Origin of the sequence: Leptothoe sp. PORK10 BA2 (assembly GCF_034932105.1) — a bacterium.
In the GTDB taxonomy this organism is placed as follows: domain Bacteria; phylum Cyanobacteriota; class Cyanobacteriia; order Phormidesmidales; family Phormidesmidaceae; genus Leptothoe.
The window spans coordinates 1-18,626 of sequence record NZ_JAYGIG010000013.1 but is presented as its reverse complement, the minus strand read 5'-3'; the positions used below and the strand labels follow the sequence as shown (position 1 = coordinate 18,626).

Annotated in this window: 12 protein-coding genes; 3 read left to right on the top strand and 9 right to left on the bottom strand. The window is 50.5% G+C overall.

The genetic code is table 11. The features are described from left to right. The 3 genes from VB741_RS05660 to psaA all read right to left on the bottom strand — a co-directional run bounded on the left by VB741_RS05660 (position 1) and on the right by psaA (position 5,839). Positions 1-1,047 (bottom strand): DNA cytosine methyltransferase, encoded by a 1,047-nt coding sequence (locus VB741_RS05660; protein ID WP_323364177.1) that lies wholly within the window; start codon positions 1,045-1,047, stop codon positions 1-3. 296 nt (positions 1,048-1,343) lie between these two features. Continuing rightward, positions 1,344-3,548 (bottom strand): photosystem I core protein PsaB, encoded by a 2,205-nt coding sequence (gene psaB, locus VB741_RS05655; RefSeq protein ID WP_323364176.1) that lies wholly within the window; start codon positions 3,546-3,548, stop codon positions 1,344-1,346. Positions 3,549-3,571: 23 nt separating this feature from the next. Then, positions 3,572-5,839, bottom strand: coding sequence for a photosystem I core protein PsaA (gene psaA, locus VB741_RS05650; RefSeq protein WP_323364175.1), 2,268 nt, complete (start codon positions 5,837-5,839; stop codon positions 3,572-3,574). Positions 5,840-6,532: 693 nt separating this feature from the next. Here psaA and VB741_RS05645 point away from each other — a divergent pair. Next, entirely contained in the window at positions 6,533-8,218 is a 1,686-nt protein-coding gene (locus tag VB741_RS05645; protein WP_323364174.1) for a hypothetical protein, read from the top strand. Here VB741_RS05645 and VB741_RS05640 read toward each other — a convergent pair. The 4 genes from VB741_RS05640 to VB741_RS05625 all read right to left on the bottom strand — a co-directional run bounded on the left by VB741_RS05640 (position 8,215) and on the right by VB741_RS05625 (position 13,222). Further along, on the bottom strand, positions 8,215-9,159 hold the full coding sequence (locus VB741_RS05640; protein ID WP_442786296.1) for an NAD(P)H-dependent glycerol-3-phosphate dehydrogenase: 945 nt from the start codon (positions 9,157-9,159) through the stop codon (positions 8,215-8,217). The two genes, VB741_RS05645 and VB741_RS05640, sit on opposite strands and share 4 nt — an antisense overlap. 103 nt (positions 9,160-9,262) lie before the next feature. Further along, the gene (locus VB741_RS05635; protein WP_323364172.1) at positions 9,263-10,945 is read right to left on the bottom strand and encodes a glycerol-3-phosphate dehydrogenase/oxidase; all 1,683 of its coding nucleotides are present in this window, start codon (positions 10,943-10,945) and stop codon (positions 9,263-9,265) included. 144 nt (positions 10,946-11,089) lie between these two features. Next, positions 11,090-12,601, bottom strand: coding sequence for a glucosylglycerol-phosphate synthase (gene ggpS, locus VB741_RS05630; RefSeq protein WP_323364171.1), 1,512 nt, complete (start codon positions 12,599-12,601; stop codon positions 11,090-11,092). Positions 12,602-13,048: 447 nt separating this feature from the next. After that, entirely contained in the window at positions 13,049-13,222 is a 174-nt protein-coding gene (locus VB741_RS05625; protein ID WP_323364170.1) for a hypothetical protein, read from the bottom strand. A gap of 188 nt (positions 13,223-13,410) precedes the next feature. Here VB741_RS05625 and VB741_RS05620 point away from each other — a divergent pair, with 188 nt between their 5' ends. Both VB741_RS05620 and glpK read left to right on the top strand, forming a co-directional pair. Beyond that, positions 13,411-13,695, top strand: a complete 285-nt coding sequence (locus VB741_RS05620; protein ID WP_323364169.1) for a DUF6679 family protein — start codon at positions 13,411-13,413, stop codon at positions 13,693-13,695. Positions 13,696-14,090: 395 nt separating this feature from the next. Continuing rightward, complete coding sequence (gene glpK / locus VB741_RS05615) at positions 14,091-15,590, top strand: glycerol kinase GlpK (protein WP_323364168.1); 1,500 nt, start codon at positions 14,091-14,093, stop codon at positions 15,588-15,590. A gap of 238 nt (positions 15,591-15,828) precedes the next feature. On the opposite strand, the gene VB741_RS05610 is transcribed toward glpK, so the two are convergent. Together VB741_RS05610 and VB741_RS05605 are read right to left on the bottom strand one after the other, a co-directional pair. Continuing rightward, on the bottom strand, positions 15,829-16,644 hold the full coding sequence (locus VB741_RS05610; protein ID WP_442786295.1) for a TlyA family RNA methyltransferase: 816 nt from the start codon (positions 16,642-16,644) through the stop codon (positions 15,829-15,831). A gap of 148 nt (positions 16,645-16,792) precedes the next feature. Next, positions 16,793-18,334 (bottom strand): SulP family inorganic anion transporter, encoded by a 1,542-nt coding sequence (locus VB741_RS05605; protein ID WP_323364166.1) that lies wholly within the window; start codon positions 18,332-18,334, stop codon positions 16,793-16,795. Positions 18,335-18,626: the final 292 nt, after the last annotated feature.

The following is an 18,626-nucleotide window of genomic DNA, read 5'->3' as shown; positions in this document are numbered from 1 at the left end:
CTATGACACTAATTTTTGGCTGATAATTCTTGCAATAGGTTTAATCAGATCAGGAGGAAAAGCATTTCCAATCTGGCGCGCTACATGATCTTTCCCACGATCAAGACAAAATTTATAAGTTTCTGGAAATGTTTGCAGTACGGCTGCCTCTCTAAGAGTTATAGCTCTATCCTTCTCAGGATGTAAAAATCGTCCTTTCGAAGGATTGCTACATCCACTTGTAATAGTGGGTGCAAGGGCATCCCAAGCCATTCTGCCATAGACATCAAAATATCCATCTCCACGGACATGACATCTGCATTGCATTTCTGAAGGTAAATCTTTTCGGCTGCCACCGTCTTTCGGCGTAGCTCTTATTCGCTCCATCATAGCTGGCGTCCGTTTCTCAGGAATATCGTGAAGTGCATCTCCACTGGATCCAGCTGATGTAGCCAAATGAGAAATAGCCTGCCTAACATTTTTTTCAGAAGTCTCGTAACAAGACCAGTTAGCCGGTACATTCATGCCACGAAAAGCAATCAGGACTAAACGACGACGACGTTGCGGGACACCGAAATCCGAAGCATTTAAAATTGCATAATCCGAACAATAACCAGCCTGCTTCAAACCTACTCGGAAATCCACAAATCTTCTATCCTTAGCAAGTCCTGGAACATTCTCGATGAGAATAGCGCGAGGCCTCATAGAACGTACTAAACGCAATACTTCCCGAATCAAGTCATTTCTAGGATCATCGGACTCTAGTGTTCGCCGCTTTGTGCGAAGTGTTGAAAATCCTTGACATGGTGGACAACCAGTTAATAAATCTAAATCACCACGAACTAAACCAGCCTGTTTAAGCAACTCTGGACCAGTAATTTTACGTATGTCTTTAACAAGAACCTTAGTACTTGAATGGTTTAAGATATAACTTTTCGCAGAGACAGAGTCAATCTCCACTGCCACAGCAATATCAAACCCTTCAGCGATTAAGCCACAGCTCAACCCACCTGCTCCAGCAAACAAATCAATACAGGTAAATTCTCTCATCTTCGATAGAGCGACCATTAATAAAAATTCAGATGGTATAAATCTTGGGTGTAAGACAAGTACTAGAAAAGTATCCTCATATCTTCGACTTGATAGGTGAACTTACCTCTGCTCAAATTAGTTCATATCCTTGCAGACCTCTGCTGAAAGAGTATCAGCTAGCTTAGTCATTTATTAAATAACCGTTAAATACTTTAACCTCTAAAATTTCATATCTACTCCAGTCCTACTCAAATCAGTATGTCTTTGTATCAAACAAAAAGCCCTTCAGGCAAAGCTGAAGGGCTTTTTTCATTCTCCTAAAACCTCAAACGCTATCCAAATCGGCTAGACGTCGACGCTATCAGGAAGGCTGCATAGGTCAGAACATAACCCACGGTAAAGTGAGCCAAACCAACTACACGAGCCTGAACGATGGATAGAGCAACCGGCTTATCCTTCCAGCTAATCAAGTTAGCCAGAGGAGTGCGCTCATGAGCCCAAACAATGGTCTCGATCAGCTCTTGCCAGTAACCTCGCCAAGAGATGAGGAACATGAAACCGGTCGCCCAGACCAGGTGTCCAAAGAGGAACATCCAAGCCCAAACCGCCAAGTTATTCATGCCGTAGGCGTTATAGCCGTTGATCAACTGGGAAGAGTTCAACCACAGATAATCACGGAACCAACCCATCAAGTACGTGGAACTCGTATTGAACTGAGCCACATTACCAGACCAGATAGCTAAATGCTTCCAGTGCCAGTAGAAGGTTAGCCAACCCAGGGTATTCAACATCCAGAACATGGCTAGGTAGAAGGAATCCCATGCAGAGATATCACAAGTACCGCCACGACCGGGGCCGTCACAGGGGAAGCTATAGCCAAAGTCCTTCTTGTCGGGCATTAGCTTAGAACCACGGGCATCCAACGCACCCTTGACCAAGACCAAGGTAGTGGTGTGAAGACCCAGAGCAATCGCATGGTGCACCAAGAAGTCACCAGGGCCGATAGTCAAGAACAGAGAGTTTGTACCACTATTAATGGCCTCAAACCAACCTGGTAGCCAGATGCCGCTAGCAGCGCCAGTGGCCATGCTGTCAGCATTGGATAGCAGCGTGTCAAAGCCATAAAGAGCTTTACCAGAGGCAGCTTGAACCCACTGGGCAAACACAGGCTCAACCAAGATTTGCTTCTCGGGAGTACCAAAGGCAACGACCACATCATTGTGTACGTAAAGACCCAGGGTATGGAAACCGAGGAACAAAGTCACCCAGCTTAAGTGCGAGATGATCGCTTCTTTGTGATCCAAAATACGAGCCAACACATTGTTAGTGTTCGCAGCTGGATCGTAGTCGCGAATCAAGAAGATCGCACCGTGAGCAAAGGCACCCATCATCAGGAAGCCTGCGATGTACTGGTGGTGAGTGTAAAGCGCAGCCATGGTGGTGTAATCCTTAGCAATAAACGCGTAAGGAGGCATCGCATACATGTGCTGAGCAACTAGAGAAGTTACTACACCCAAGGAAGCCAGAGCTAGACCTAGCTGGAAGTGCAAGGAATTGTTGAGGGTATCAAACATTCCCTTGTGGCCTTCACCCAGACCACCGCTAGGGGGCTGGTGAGCATTGAGGATTTCCTTAAGACTGTGACCAATACCGAAGTTAGTCCGGTACATGTGGCCAGCAATGATAAAGATCACCGCAATGGCTAGGTGATGGTGAGCCATATCAGTGAGCCATAGAGACTCAGTCTGAGGATGGAACCCGCCTAAGAAGGTCAAGATTGCAGTCCCGGCACCTTCAGAAGTACCAAACACATGGTTTACAGTGTCAGGGTTCTGAGCGTACACACCCCAGTTTCCGGAGAAGAAGGGGGCCAAGCCAGCGGGATGAGGCGAAACAGTTAGGAAGTTATCCCAACCAACATGCACACCACGGGACTCAGGAATTGCAACGTGAACCAGGTGACCAGTCCAAGCCAAGGAACTCACACCAAACAAACCAGCTAGGTGGTGGTTTAGGCGAGACTCAGCATTCTTGAACCAGGACAAGCTGGGACGGAACTTGGGCTGTAGGTGTAACCAACCTGCTAGCAGGAAGATAGACGACAGAACCAAAAGGAACAAAGACGCCGAATAAAGGTCGCTGTTGGTCCGCATACCAATGGTGTACCACCAGTGGTAAACCCCAGAGAACGCTACGTTAACGGGACCAGTGGAGCCAGCCTGGGTGAACGCATCCACCGCATTCTGACCAAAGTGAGGATCCCAAATCGCATGGGCGATGGGTTTAACGTTGAGGGGATCTTTAATCCACTGCTCAAAGTTACCTTGCCAAGCTACGTGAAACAGGTTGCCGGATACCCAGAGGAAAATGACTGCCAGGTGACCAAAGTGAGAAGCAAAAATCTTTTGGTAAAGATTCTCCTCAGTCATGCCATCGTGGCTTTCAAAGTCATGAGAGGTGGCAATCCCGTACCAGATCCGACGCGTAGTTGGATCTTGTGCGAGGTCTTGGCTAAATTTTGGAAATTTAGTTGCCATAGTTTTCTAGTAAGTCCTCCCCGCTAACCTATCGACAGAATTCGAGCATGGAAGAACGCCCAGGTCACCACAATACCGCCGAGGAGGTAATGGGCGACGCCAACAGCACGACCCTGAGTGATACTCAGTGCGCGGGGCTGGATTGCAGGAGCAACCTTGAGCTTGTTGTGAGCCCAAACGATGGACTCGATGAACTCTTGCCAGTAGCCGCGACCACTGAAGAGGAACATCAGGCTAAATGCCCAAACAAAGTGACCGGCTAAGAACATCAAACCGTAGGCGGACAGAGCCGAACCGTAGGAGTTGATCACCTGAGAAGCCTGAGCCCACAGGAAGTCACGGAGCCAACCGTTGATGGTAATAGCGCTAGTTGCAAAATTACCACCAGCAGGGTGAGACACCGTACCGCCGGAAACCGTACCCCATACATCTGACTGCATCTTCCAACTGAAGTGGAAAAGTACAATGGAGATGGAGTTGTACATCCAGAACAGACCTAGGAAGATATGGTCCCAACCAGATACCTGGCAGGTGCCACCACGACCGGGGCCATCACAGGGGAAGCGGAAACCCAGCTCACTCTTATCGGGGATAAGGCGAGAGCTACGGGAGTACAGCACACCCTTGAGCAGGATGAGAACAGTTACGTGAATGGTGAACGCATGGATGTGATGCACCATAAAGTCAGCCGTTCCAAGCGCAATCGGCATCATAGCCACTTTGCCGCCAACGGCAACCATGTCACCACCAAAGGCAATACTAGTAGGACCAATGGCATTGGGAGCCGTGGTACCGCTAGCAGCTAGGGTGTGCAGGTTCTGCAGCCATTGAGCAAAGATGGGCTGAAGCTGAATCGCACTGTCGGAAAACATGTCCTGGGGACGACCCAACGCACGCATGGTGTCGTTGTGAATATATAGACCGAAGCTATGGAAGCCTAGGAAAATACATACCCAGTTGAGGTGAGAGATGATGGCATCACGAGCACGCAGAACGCGGTCGAGCACGTTGTCGACATGCATGGCAGGGTCGTAGTCCCGAACCATTGCGATCGCACCGTGGGCAGCACCACCCACAATCATGAAGGCACCAATCCACATATGGTGAGTGAATAGGCACAGCTGGGTAGCGTAGTCAGTTGCCAGGTAAGGATATGGAGGCATCGCATACATATGCTGAGCCACAATAATCGTCACCGAACCACCCATAGCCAGGTTGATAGCCAGCTGAGCGTGCCACGAAGTGGTCAAGAACTCAAACAAGCCATCGTGGCCATTCTTAGCAGGGAAGAGCAACGGATCGCCCTTCTGACCTTCGAGAATCTCCTTGATGCTATGACCAATACCCCAGTTAGTGCGGTACATATGGCCAGCAAAAATGAACATTACGGCAATCGCCACGTGGTGATGCGCAATGTCAGTCATCCAAAGGCCACCCGTTACCGGGTTTAGACCACCTTTGAAGGTCAAGAAGTCAGAGTAAGCACCCCAATTAAGGGTGAAGAATGGCGTCAAACCCTGAGCAAAGCTCGGGAACATGTCGGCCATAAATGCCTTATCCAATAGATATTCATGGGGCAGAGGAATATCTTGTGGAGCAACACCCGCATCCAACATGTGGTTAACAGGCACACCCACGTGAATTAAGTGACCTGCCCAGGATAGAGAGCCTAAACCAAACAAACCAGCCAAGTGGTGGTTCAGCATGGACTCCACATTCTGGAACCACGCAAGCTTAGGAGCTTTGACGTGGTAGTGGAATACACCAGCATTAATCATCAAACCAGCCATGACCAGCGCACCGATGGCGGTACACAAAAGCTGGAAAGAATTGGTATAGCCAGCTGCTCTCCACATCTGGAATAAACCAGATGTAATTTGAATACCTTGGAAGCCACCACCCACGTCACCGTTCAGGATTTCTTGGCCAAAGATGGGCCAAACAACCTGAGCACTCGGATGAATATGAATGGGGTCTGCTAACCAAGCCTCAAAGTTAGAGAACCGAGCACCATGGTAATACATGCCACTCAGCCAGATGAACACGATGGCCAAATGGCCAAAGTGAGCACTAAAAATTTTACGAGAAATGTCCTCTAAGTCACTGGTGTGACTATCAAAGTCGTGAGCGTCGGCGTGAAGATCCCAAATCCAAGTAGTAGTTTTGGGTCCTCGCTTCAAGGTACGACTGAAATGTCCCGGCTGACCCCACTTCTCAAAAGAAACGGGTACCGGATTTTCATCCACTTCTACCTTGACTTTCGCCTCCCGCTCCCGCGGGGTAGTTGTCATGGAGACTCTCCTCTCTCTAGACAAAGAACGAACAGCCTAAAAACTGAGGTCAGCAAAAGCTTCATGAAGGAAACAATTACAAACATTTTCAACCGAGATGTTAAGTCAGAGAAAACGTCGACACTCGCTATTTATAGGATTGCTCCTGAGCATTATAGACTCGGCACTTGCTCGATCCCGCGTCGAGTTAACAATAATTCAACCTCCGAAATCCTCTTAGAACAAGGGTCACACGGTAGTCGTTTTCACAAAACGGACACTTATCGGCTCGGATATTAACAAATCTCAATAGTCCCAGCCCTTTTCAGCTACACACCGCAGGGCATGCATAAAACCCTCAAAATCAAATTTATTTATTTAAATCAAAACCATAGATCATTTTTATAAAGAACCCATGACTAAAACTCAAAGGTTAGTTACATTCAGGGCCATTTTTGTTTAGTTTTGTAAAATACCTGAGCGTTGTTTCACCTTTCAGAAACAGCCTCACGCAGCCATCATGGGTCCCTAGCATTTTCCTAACCTTTAAGCCCCCCTGAGCAAGACAGCTAAAGAAGGTCGCCCTCTAGAGCAAAGCTTTGAACATCCTGGACTGATCGAGGTCGATGGACAGTTAATATCGTTTAAGCCTGGGATGTCATTACATCGTTACAGGGGCACTAGGTTTAACCATCTTTTGGGGAAATGCTTGTCATGACTTTGGCTTCTGATGTTTTAAGACATCTGCAGCGGCTACTGGCTCAGGTGGTCGGACCGGTTGTCCTAGTGGCGCTACTGCTGCTGACCAGCTGTAACTCCGCCCCTCAGCCTGAAACCGAAATCGAGGCGTCAGCAAAAGCTCCCCCAGCCTTCTTTGCCCCTCGACCTGCCCTTAAACAGGTGGACCCGCCCGCTCTGATTCAGGAGTTAGCTCCCTGGTTAGATGCCTATGCGCCCCAAGTACAGATCCGCCAACCCAAGGCCGAGCAAGTTTTTGATACCACCACCGTCAAGGTGAGTTTACGGGTACAAGATTTACCTATATATAAGGATGAACCGTGGGACATGGGCCCCCATGTGCAGATTTTGCTGGATAACCAGCCCTATGAATCGGTATATGACCTGGAGCAACCTATTATTCTGCAGGATCTGGCTCCAGGCACCCATACCCTCCGAGCCTTTGCCCTAGGACCTTGGGATGAAAGCTTCAAAAATGAAGGGTCCTACGCCCAGGTAACGTTCCACATTTTGGCCAAAACGGACGAAAATTCCCCAGGGGAAAATCAACCCCTGCTAACCTACGTTTCACCGGTGGGTACCTACGGCGCTGAACCCGTTTTATTGGACTTTTATTTAACCAATGCCCCCCTGCATCAGGTGGCTGAAGATAACCCAGGGATTACAGACTGGCGGGTGCGCTATACCCTCAATGGCGACAGCCTAATGCTTAAGGATTGGGAGTCTATATATATAGAGGGGCTAAAACCGGGACAAAACTGGGTGCAGTTAACCCTGGTAGATGAGGAGGACAACCCCATCGGGGGAGTCTTTAATAACACCATCCGGCTAATTAACTATGACCCAGCCCTGGATAACAGTCTGGCCAAAATTGTCCGAGGTGACCTCACGTTTGCCCAGGTGGGGGGCATTATCGATCCTACCTATGAGCCACCGATCCCTGAACCCACCATTACCGAAACGCCCGAAACACCTGCCAGCCAAGATTCTGAGGAAAACGAAACGATTGACCTAAATTCAGAACCTGAAGCGGCGTCTTCAGACACCGCTTCTGAAGACACCTCTTTGATTGAAGACGCTACGTCTAAACCAGCCTCGTCTGCTGAATCGATGGAAGACGCTACGTCTGACAAAGCCTCGTCTGTTGAATCGATGGAAGGGGTAATACCCAAAGTAATTGAGCCTAAAGAGGCTGAACCTGAAAAGATTCAACCTGGAGAAATTGAGGCTAAAACCTCGAATCAAACCAGGGAAAGTAAGGAACCTTCTGCCCCGTCAGACGATGGGCAGGACACACGGGTGGAACAATCATCAACCTTGGAGCCGGAGTCACTCCAAGCTGATGAACCGCCAAGTCCAGCGATCCTTGACGCCCTTGACACTCCAGAAGCCGAGGTCATAACGGAGGACGGTCAAGAGTACCAAGCATCTGATTCCCAAGCATCTGATCGGGAACAAGCTGAGGAAATTGATCAATCAACCACAGCTATTACGGAATCAAGGGGTGAAGGTTCCCCAGAATCTGAGGTTGAACCATCTAGGGATGAATCTGAGGTTGAACCGTCTAGGGATGAAGAGGCATCTCCATCAAAGCGACGCTATTTGCAACGGCTCTATGACTATCGCGAGCGGTCTATGCAAACCTATGGTCGCGATCGCTAATTTCTAGCCTTCAAATCACAGGCCTCCGGCTTTAGTTCCCGTTCCATCAAGCCTTCAACCGCTGCCTGGGGAGTGATCACCCCCCGTAGCAACCGATGGACCTGCCGCGCAATGGGGACCGGAATGCCTTCTCGGTTGGCCATATCAACCAAGACATGGGTGGTGTTCACCCCTTCCGCCGTACTGCCCAGCTCATCTAAAATCTGGTCTAGTTTTTTGCCCTGGGCCAGGCCATAGCCCACCCGATAGTTACGACTCAGGGTGCCGTCGCAGGTGGCGAGTAAATCCCCTAGGCCCGAGAGACCATAGAAGGTTTCGACCTGGGCCCCCATGTGGACACCCACCCGTAGCATTTCAGGAATAGCCCGGGTAATCAATGCGGCTTTGGCATTGGAACCTAGCTTCAGACCGTCACAGACGCCGACTGCGATCGCAACCACATTCTTCAGGGTCCCCCCCAGCTCCGCCCCCACCGGATCAGGACTGGTATAGACCCGAAAGGTCTCGGATGAATACACCTGCTGTACAAGGGTTAGCGCATCCACATCCGTACTCGCCACCACGGTGGCAGCCGGCAATCCCGCCTCAATTTCCTTGGATAAATTGGGACCAGACATCACCACAATCGGGTTATCAGGAAAGGTGTCCCGAAAAATCCTCGAGGGAGTGCGGGTGGTCTCCGGATCCAACCCCTTGGTGGCGGTCACCAAAATGGTTGACGGTTTCAGATTGGCCACCTGCAACTGTCCCGCCAGAGCCGCCACCCCCTTCATGGAAATCACCGACATCACAATATCGGCATCGGCCACCGCCGTCGCCAAATCCGACGGTCCCCGCCTTGACCAAATTTGCACCTGGTTGCCATTGGTCAGGGCCAGCCTAGCCAAGGCTGTGCCCCAGGCCCCCGCCCCCAACACCGTCACTCGCGCCGTTTGCTTCAGGGCTTCCGATAGCGGAATGATGGGCGTTATAGACGATGCCGATGAGGTAACCACGTGAAAATGTCCCCTTAGAAAAACTCAGAACTCAGAACCTATATCTAGCCTAAGCCACGGTTGCAGCCACGGGGGGCTGGTATTGATCCAGTTGGTACTCAGGAATGCAGTGATCGCGCATATAGGTGTAGTAGTCCAGGAGGTTGCGATCGCACCGCTCCCCAGACCAACCACAGTAGCGCTTGAGCACCGCTGCCATCACCGGCAACGCATCAAACCCATAGTTACCCCGCATGGCCATCGCCGTCCGTCGCCGACAAATATCCACATAGGTGCGAGCCAGCTCAACCCTAACGCTATAGACAATTTGAGCCTTAATATCAGGCTGACCCACCACAATCGGCTCAGCCAGTTCAGGAAGTTCCTCCACAATGGCCCATACCTGGGGTGTCCGAGCACCATAAACAGACAACAAATGGGCCATCACATCTCGGTTGGCCGTTGTCATCATGTCCCTAACCGCATTCATCGCCATCGCCCCCGGCAATAGAGCCTTTCGAGTCACCGAATGACTGTGACCCCGCTTTTTCAGCCGCTTAAAAAGCACCGCATCCACCATTTCCTCACCCACCTGACGATGGGTAGTAAGCTTGCCCCCAATCAGAGAAACCATGTTCTCCACACCCTCAGACGTATGGTCATACAACACATGGCTGCGAGTAATACTGCTGGTCTTTTTCCCCTCGCTATAGGGCAACGGTCTAATGCCAGCATAGGTAAACCGCACCAACTCCCGCGTTAACTGGGCCTTAGGAATAACCCGATTAGTCTCATTTAAGAGGTAATCAATTTCATCATTGCTGGCATGGACCTGATCCAAATCCCCATCAAACCGAATATCTGTAGTACCAATCAGACACATGCCCAACCACGGCAAAATGAAGAACGGTCTACCATCCGTCAGCGCCTCCACATAAAGCGCCTCATCCGGCGCCCCAGGAAATTTCTCCACAATAATATGGCTACCTCGCGTACCCCCAATCTTACGAGTCTTACCCACAGGGGCCGGGGCATTGCCCCGAATCCCACGGCGACAGATCTGATCCACCCAAGGTCCAGAGGTATTAATCACCACGGTTTGGTCATGGCCATGGACCGTGAACGCCTCAGCCGTCTCACTATCCCGACATACTAGGGACGAAATCCGGTTGCCTTGCCGCTGCAGCTGAGTCACCGTCACATAGCTCAGCATGGTGGCCCCAGCATCCTGGGCCGACAGCACTATCTCTAAACACAGGCGCTCCGCATATTCCACCTGGGCGTCATAATACTGGGCCGCCCCCCGACACCCCTCCGGCTCCACATCCCGAAAGAGTTGTCGCATTTTCCGCCCCCCCAACATGCGGTGGTTGGGCAAGCTTTTGTCATAGCTCAGCAGGTCATAAAGCACCATACCCGCCTGGATTTCCCAATAGCTGCGGGAGCCTTGGGCATAAATCGGAATCGTCATCTGGATCGGCTTCACCAGATGGGGAGCCGTCTTCAGCAAAATCTCCCGCTCCCGCAGGGACTCCCGCACCAAATTAAATTCAAAATACTCCAGGTAGCGCAACCCACCATGGATCAAACGACTTGACCAACTAGTCGTCCCGCCACCAAAGTCGCCTTTCTCAATCAAAATAGTCTTAAGCCCCCGCAGCGCAGCATCACGGGCTACAGCCACCCCGTTGATGCCACCACCAATCACAATCAAATCGTAGGTCGTCGCCTCTACCGTTGAGTAATCAGGCATAGTTGCCACCAATAAGTAACGATCTGTAGATGTATTAGCTTACGAACACAGGCTTCCCATGTCTCAAGATGGCACAGATTTTTCGACGTGGAGTTAATTTAGTTAGGGGCGTGCCATGGCACGCCCCTAACATTTCTAGTTTCCCTAAACGCCCAACGTCTCCTTCGTCTCCGGTTCAATCGCCACCGTCGCTTTTGCTTCCCTAAACAAATGATTGGCCCATTGCTGTACGTCGTAGCGGCAAATGGCCTTGTGCAACTTCTTCATCCGCGCCGCCTGTTCCTCAGCCGACATTGCCAACGCCTCATGAATACGTTCATCCATCCGCTTGGACGAATAGGGATTGGTCAACAGGGCATCGGGTAGCTCCACGGCAGACCCCGTAAACTCCGACAGGATTAAAACACCGTCCTCACCGTTGTGCACTGCCACATATTCCTTGGCCACCAGGTTCAGCCCATCCCGCAACGGACAGATCCAGCAAATGTCCGCCGCCTTATAGAGCGCCATCAGATCATCGTAAGGTAGGGGCTCAGTAAACAGCTGTACGGGCGTCCAGTTGAGAGTGCCAAAGCGACCGTTGATCTGGCCCACCATCTGCTCAATTTGCTCCTGGGCAATACGATAAACTCGCATGCCCTTAGCGGCCTTCACCGCCGTCATCATCAGATTCACCTTACCGATATACTGCGGGCTCTGTTCAAATAGTCGCTCGAAACAGGCCAGCATTTCCTTGGCCCCTTTGACATAGTCCACTCGACCAGCAGACATGATCAGCGTATTATCACCAATTTCAGCCCGCAGTACCTTCACCCGCTCTTGGATCGAGGGACGCATCACCACATCATGAATCTTTTGGGGACTGGTCCCCACGGGAAAAGCATCAATGGTCACAATGCGGCCTTTGTAACGGAGCTTAGTCACCATTTCAGGCTCAGCCAATGCGGTGCCCGTCTTAGTAAAGGCCTCCGGCACAGGGATGCGCTCCACAATATCCACCTCGCGGCAGCTACGGGCAGCCGACACAAAATTCTGCACATAGCGAGGAATGTGAAAACCACAGAGGTCGCAGCACAGCAAACTGTCAATAATCGCATCTCGCCAGTGGAGAATATTAAACACATCCGCCGCCGGGAAGGGGGTGTGGTGGAAGAAGGCAATCTTCACATGGGGCATCTTTTGGCGGATGTAGAAGGGGGTGAGCCAGAGATTGTAATCGTGGATCCAGATCAGGGCATCATCGGCAGCATCCTCACAGGCAGCCTCAGCAAATAGACGGTTAATATTTTGGAAGTTTTCCCAGTCCGAGCTGTCATAGGTAAAATGCTCGGGGAACGAGTGCAAAATTGGCCAAAATGCTTCTTTGGAGGTGATGTGATAAAAGTTACGCACCTGATCAGCATTGAGGGGGATACGCCTAACAACGCAACTATCGCTCCCCCCTTCCATGGTCACCCGATCAATAAAGTCTTCATGCTCCGCCTCGGCAATTTGTTTCCACGCCACCCAAGTACTCTGATCCGCATTGGCAAAAAAGCTCTTTAGCGTGGGTATAATTCCGTTTGGACTCTGCTTTTCACGGTAGTAAATCTTGCCATTTTCCGTTACTTCATCATAGGGTTCACGGTGATAGAGGATCACCAAGGAAGATTTCATATTGATTTCTCCTGTAGTTTTCTAAACAGCGGTTAATTGGGGCTTTCAAACCAAATAGGACTCAGCGGAGACAACCCCTTTGCCAAGTTGCCTCTACTGAGCCTCAAAATTGCATGAATATAATAATTAAAATCCGCTGATGTTTTTTTGCTAAACCCTGCCCAAGCTTAAACCTGTAAGCGCTGCCACAGAGAAACCCTAACTCTGGACATGTAAAACGTTTAATTCATAAGGGTTTACAGTAGATTACGCTATCCTATTCAGCCTGATTTAGCAATTGGACCAACGTTGTCCTTGCCCTATTCTGCAAACTCAGCAAAAAGGCACAGGCACACATTTTTAGGAACGAATTTCAAACCTGGCCCCATGGGTTTTCTCACCCACCCTGGCCTTTATGGAGCATAGCCACAATCTGTGCAATGTGTCCCGCGCCTACGACCGGATCGATCAGGTTAGGCCATATTGCATCTGCCCCCAAAGCAGCACCATCGCCGCCACTTCCCCCAGGGACAGCACAAGGGCTCTGGTTGAACAGAAAAAAATCGTTTTTACATCTAGAAAAGTACTCACAAAATACATTCCGATCTCCGCCGTTACCCCAGGCAGAGAATAGACCGTCACATCATTTTTCCCTGGCAACAATTAATGGACGGAGTCCATTAATCATCTCAGAAAAGTTTTGAAATCATAGAACATTTATTTTTTAGCCTACATATAACTTTTCAAAGTGCTAAGATTATAAAATCAATCTTAAGAAAAGACAGCATTATCTCTTGTCGACCTGTGCAGTGTCTGGGGAATTTTGTCATATGGAAAAAAAGCTCAAAGAACTCGTTGGCCAAGGCAGCGTGTGGCTGTATGTAAAAAGCAGCAGTGGCTGGTTTAAAAATGTGGAAATTTTGGAAGTGACCGACACTACCATTACGTTTCGTTACGAATCTGAGTCTGAGGTAGAGCGTAAGCTGTGGGAAAAAACCACCCGCATCGACAACATCGCCGAGGTGGAAGTACGCCTACTCACCGTGCCCAAAGTGGACAAAAAGCTAGATGCCATCCGTGGCCAACTATCCCGATTACTAGAACAGGACGATTAAGGCGCTGGGTTCCCATTGTGGTCCCACTCCATCACTCCTCCTCACCTGACAAAAATTCACCCATTGGGCCGATCTAGCCGTCAAGTAAGCGTTAGTTTAAAAAATCAAAGCTTCGCTAATCCGAACCTGGTTCTATCTGGAAAATGCTGCCTGATGGCATTTCTAACGGAGCGTTCCATCTTCCAAATTAGCAACAACAAATCAATACTCAAAAACATAGAGGAGTGCGGCCACGCATCCTCTTTTTCATTGCATAGACAGTTTTGGGCTACCCCCATCCCCACCAATACTCTTTTCCTAACCTTTATTAATTTCCCGTAAGACTTCCCACATTTCCTTCCACACCAGAAAACCCGCGACACAATGGGTGGAGTTCTTTCGTTAGATCTTTCCCCATGTCACAGTACGTCATGGCCCTGGACTTAGGCACCACCGGTAACCGTGCCATCCTGTTTAACCAAGCAGGGGACATTGTGGGCCAAGCCTATAGGGAACTGACCCAGTACTATCCTCAGCCCGGTTGGGTGGAACATGATGCGGTCGAAATTTGGCAAGCTGTGCAATGGGCCATGAAAAAAGCCATTGCAGAGGCCCAGGTCAACGCCAGGGATATTGCCGCCATTGGTCTGACGGTGCAGCGGGAAACCTGTCTACTGTGGGATAAAACGACGGGTGAGCCCTTGCATAGGGCCATCGTTTGGCAAGATCGACGCACCGCGGAAATGTGTATCACCCTGGCGGACTATAAAGCCGATATTTACGAGCGCAGCGGCCTCTTTCTCGATGCTTACTTTTCAGGCACAAAGCTTCGGTGGCTGCTGGATAAAACTCAGCCCCAATTATCAGACAAGACTTTGGACAATATCCTAGCGGGCACCATCGACACCTGGGCCTTGTGGAATCTAACGGGTGGCAAGGTCCACGCGACGGATCATAGTAATGCTAGCCGTACGTTATTAATGAACCTGGCGACACAGCAGTGGGATGAAACCCTTTTGGATAGGTTTGGGGTGCCGCGATCGCTACTGGCAGACATCAAACCCAGCCAGGGAATTTTTGGCTACACGGACCCAAGTTTGCTGGGGGTAGAGATTCCCATTGCAGCGATTTTGGGTGATCAGCAGGCAGCCTTATTTGCCCATGGTTGCGATCGCCCCGGCCTACTCAAATGCACCTACGGCACCGGCGCATTCTTAGTCGCCCACACCGGAGGGGAAATCGTCCGATCCAAAAACCAGCTACTCTCCACCATCGGCTGGACCACCGCCAAAGCAGACGGCAGCTATGATCTGGGCTATGGATTAGAAGGCAGTATGTTCACCGCCGGGGCCTGCATCCAGTGGTTGCGAGATGGATTGCAGATTATTGACAGCGCTGCCGATAGTGAGCCCTTGGCCACCTCCGTTGAGGATAATGGCGGTGTTTATTTTGTACCTGCCCTCAGTGGTTTGGGGGCTCCCCACTGGGATATGGGGGCTCGGGGTGCATTTTTGGGCATTACCCGAGGGGTGACCAAGGCCCACATGGTACGGTCAGTGTTAGAAGCCATTGCTAACCAGGTCCGAGAAGTAGTGACGGCGATTAATGACGACAGTGGCACCCCCATCACCACACTAAAGGTGGATGGAGGTGCCTGTAACAATGACTTTTTGATGCAGTATCAGGCGGATGTGTTGGGGATTCCGGTGGAGCGTCCGGCAGTGCTGGATGCGACAGCCCAGGGGTCAGCCTTTGCTGCAGGGCTGGCGGTGGGTTTCTGGGATGACTATACAGCCCTGGTAAATAGTCGCAAGATTGATAAAACCTTTGAACCGGGGCCGGGACAAACAGCGACCCAAGATAATTTTGAAACTTGGCAGCGAGCAGTGGAGCGGGCCAAGGACTGGATTAACTAAGAGCTGAGGTCTATCCCCAGTTTTGTGTCTATGGCCATAACAGTGTCAGCATATCCAGGTTGGCGCTAAGGTTCTAGGGCAACATCTTCGTAACGCTCAGCAAAGGTACCTGTGAAGTCAATACTCTCTAAAGCAAAAGTCTCATCCTATAGGCTTTGCCATCAATATACCCGTGCTTGATGGGGCTTTTAGCGGCTAGCTACAGATAATCATCAACCCTTAGATATTGTAGCTCTGGTCAACTGTTCAACGAACTGCAGGCATTCTGAGTCAGCTTTAGGACCATATCCTCACTTAAACCCATATCTTCACCGTCAGCCGCCAGCCAGAGTAAATACTCAGTATTACCAGCCGGTCCACGAATGGGTGACCAGGTCAGACCTTGGGCATGCCATCCTAGCTGCTGCGCAGCCCCATAAACCTGCCAGATAGCCTCCGCATGGTCTTTCGGATCTCTCACCACACCTTTTTTACCGATTTTCTCTCTGCCCACCTCAAACTGGGGTTTGACCAACAAAACACATTCCCTTACCCCCGTCATCAGGTTCCAAAACGCAGGGAGAACTTTTACCAAGGAAATAAACGACACATCCATCACCCCCAGGTCAGGCCGCTGGGCGTTTTCTTCATATAACTCTTCTGACGTCAGGTGGCGTAGGTTAGTGCGTTCTCGCAGCACCACACGGGGGTCTTGACGCAGCTTCCAGGCAACCTGGCCATAGCCCACATCGATTCCATAGACCTGCTTGGCCCCGTTTTGCAACAGGCAATCTGTGAAGCCCCCCGTGGAGATGCCACCATCTAGGCAGATGCGCCCGGCCACCTCCAGCCCAAATGCAGTCAACGCCTTCGCCAGTTTCTCCCCACCCCGTGACACATAGGGCGACTTTTGCTTCAGCACCACCACCGCATCGGGTTTAATCGGTGTGCCCGGCTTATCAATCACCGCTTCATTCACCTTCACTTCACCGGCTCGGATACACCGCTGAGCCTGCTGCCGCGATTCGCACAGCCCTTGCTCTACGAGGTACATATCCAGGCGTTGTTTGGCCATTGCGAGGGGGGCGTTCATTGGGAATAGTGGGCAGTGCCCACCCTACCATTTTGCAGGGGAATGGATTCAATATACCGATCCCAATACCGATCCCATTAAGGGCGGCCCTTAATGGCTGAAACACGATGTCCCTGACGATGGCAGGCGTTTAATGGGCAGACATATTCTTCAGCTTTTCAGGCTTATTGTGCACTGCCAACTTCTCCACCAGGGATTCACTGGCTTCGTTCATGCCAATCAGTGTGGTATCAATGCCTTTAGCACGAAATTTCAGAACTACTTTATCAATGGCTATGACGGCGGACTGATCCCATAGGTGGGAGTTAGAGAGGTTAATCACAACGCTGTCTAACTCTTCATGGAAGTCAAAGGTACTCAAAAAATGATTAACCGAGACAAAGAACAGCTGGCCGTTGACATAGTAAATCCGGTCATTTCCCTTGAGTTCTGTATCAATGCGGATGATTTTGGCAATCTTACGGGAGAAGAACAAAGAACTGAGGGCAATGCCGACAATCACTCCGATGGCTAGGTTATGGGTAATAATCGTCGTAATGACCGTCACTATCATCACGGTGGTTTCGCTCTTAGGCAGCTGGCGGATGTCGGTAATGGATGCCCAGTTAAAGGTGCTGACGGAGACCATGATCATCACGGCTACGAGGGCCGCCATGGGGATTTGGCTGACCCACTGGCCCATGGCCAAAATAAAGAAAAATAGCAGCGCACCAGCACTGAGCGTGGATAGCCGCTGGCGACCGCCGGAGGTAATGTTAATCACTGACTGACCGATCATGGCACAGCCGGCCATGCCACCAAAAAATCCGGTGACCAGATTAGCAATGCCCTGCCCTTTGGCTTCTTGGTTTTTATCGCTATTGGTGTCGGTCATATCGTCGATCACCGATGCGGTGAGGAACGACTCCAGCAGCCCCACGGCGGACAGTGTCAAGGCCACCGGCAGCAGAATACTGAGGGTTTCAAAGTTAAAGGGTATCTGGGGAATGTGAAATATCGGTAGGGTGGTGGGCAGGTCCCCTTTATCTTGGATGGTGGGCAAATTGCTAAAGGGAGCGGCTAGATCGCCGAGGGCGGCAAAAGGACCATCGGCAAAGTTGCCATTGGCGGCCATGCCCATTGTGGTGAGGACCACAATGGCGACGAGGGGAGACGGCACCAGCTTGGTCAGGCGGGGCAACACATAGATGATGGCTAACCCGAGGGCCACGGCGAAATACATGGTGAATCCCTGGCCGCCAAATTCGGGTAGCTGGGCCATAAAGATCAAAATGGCTAGGGCATTGACGAACCCTACTAGCACAGCCCTGGGGACGTATTTCATTTGGCGGCCTACTTTCAAAAAGCCCCAAACGATCTGCAAAACACCTGTTAATAGGGTGGCGGCAAATAGGTATTCCACGCCGTGGTTTTTAACCAATTCGATCATGAGTAATGCCATGGCCCCGGTGGCGGCCGAGATCATGCCAGGACGACCGCCCACAAAGGCAATGGTGACGGCCATGGTGAGGGAGGCATATAAGCCGACTTTGGGATCCACACCGGCAATAATGGAAAATGCGATCGCTTCTGGAATCAGGGCCAGGGCGACGACAATGCCAGCCAAGAGATCCCCACGAATATTGGCAAACCAGTCATGTTGGATTGAGTCCCAGCTAAACTTTGTACTCATGATTTGTTCCAAATGTTTGGGGGGTAGAAATGCTACTGCGGCCATAACGGTAGCTATAGGTTTTTAGCTTATTGATTAAATTAGCAAGTCTAGAAGAATACCCTTGCTGTCTTTGTATTCTCTTTTTTGTTTGCCCCTAGACAGTGCTGCCAATTTGCCTTTAGATGTAACTACTCAGGCTTAAAAAATTAGAGAGTTTTCCCAGGTTACAGAGATTATCAGCTAGCGTAATCCAAATATAGGAATTGGTAACCTCCTTGAGCAAGCCCAAGGGTCGCATCAAACTCAGTGA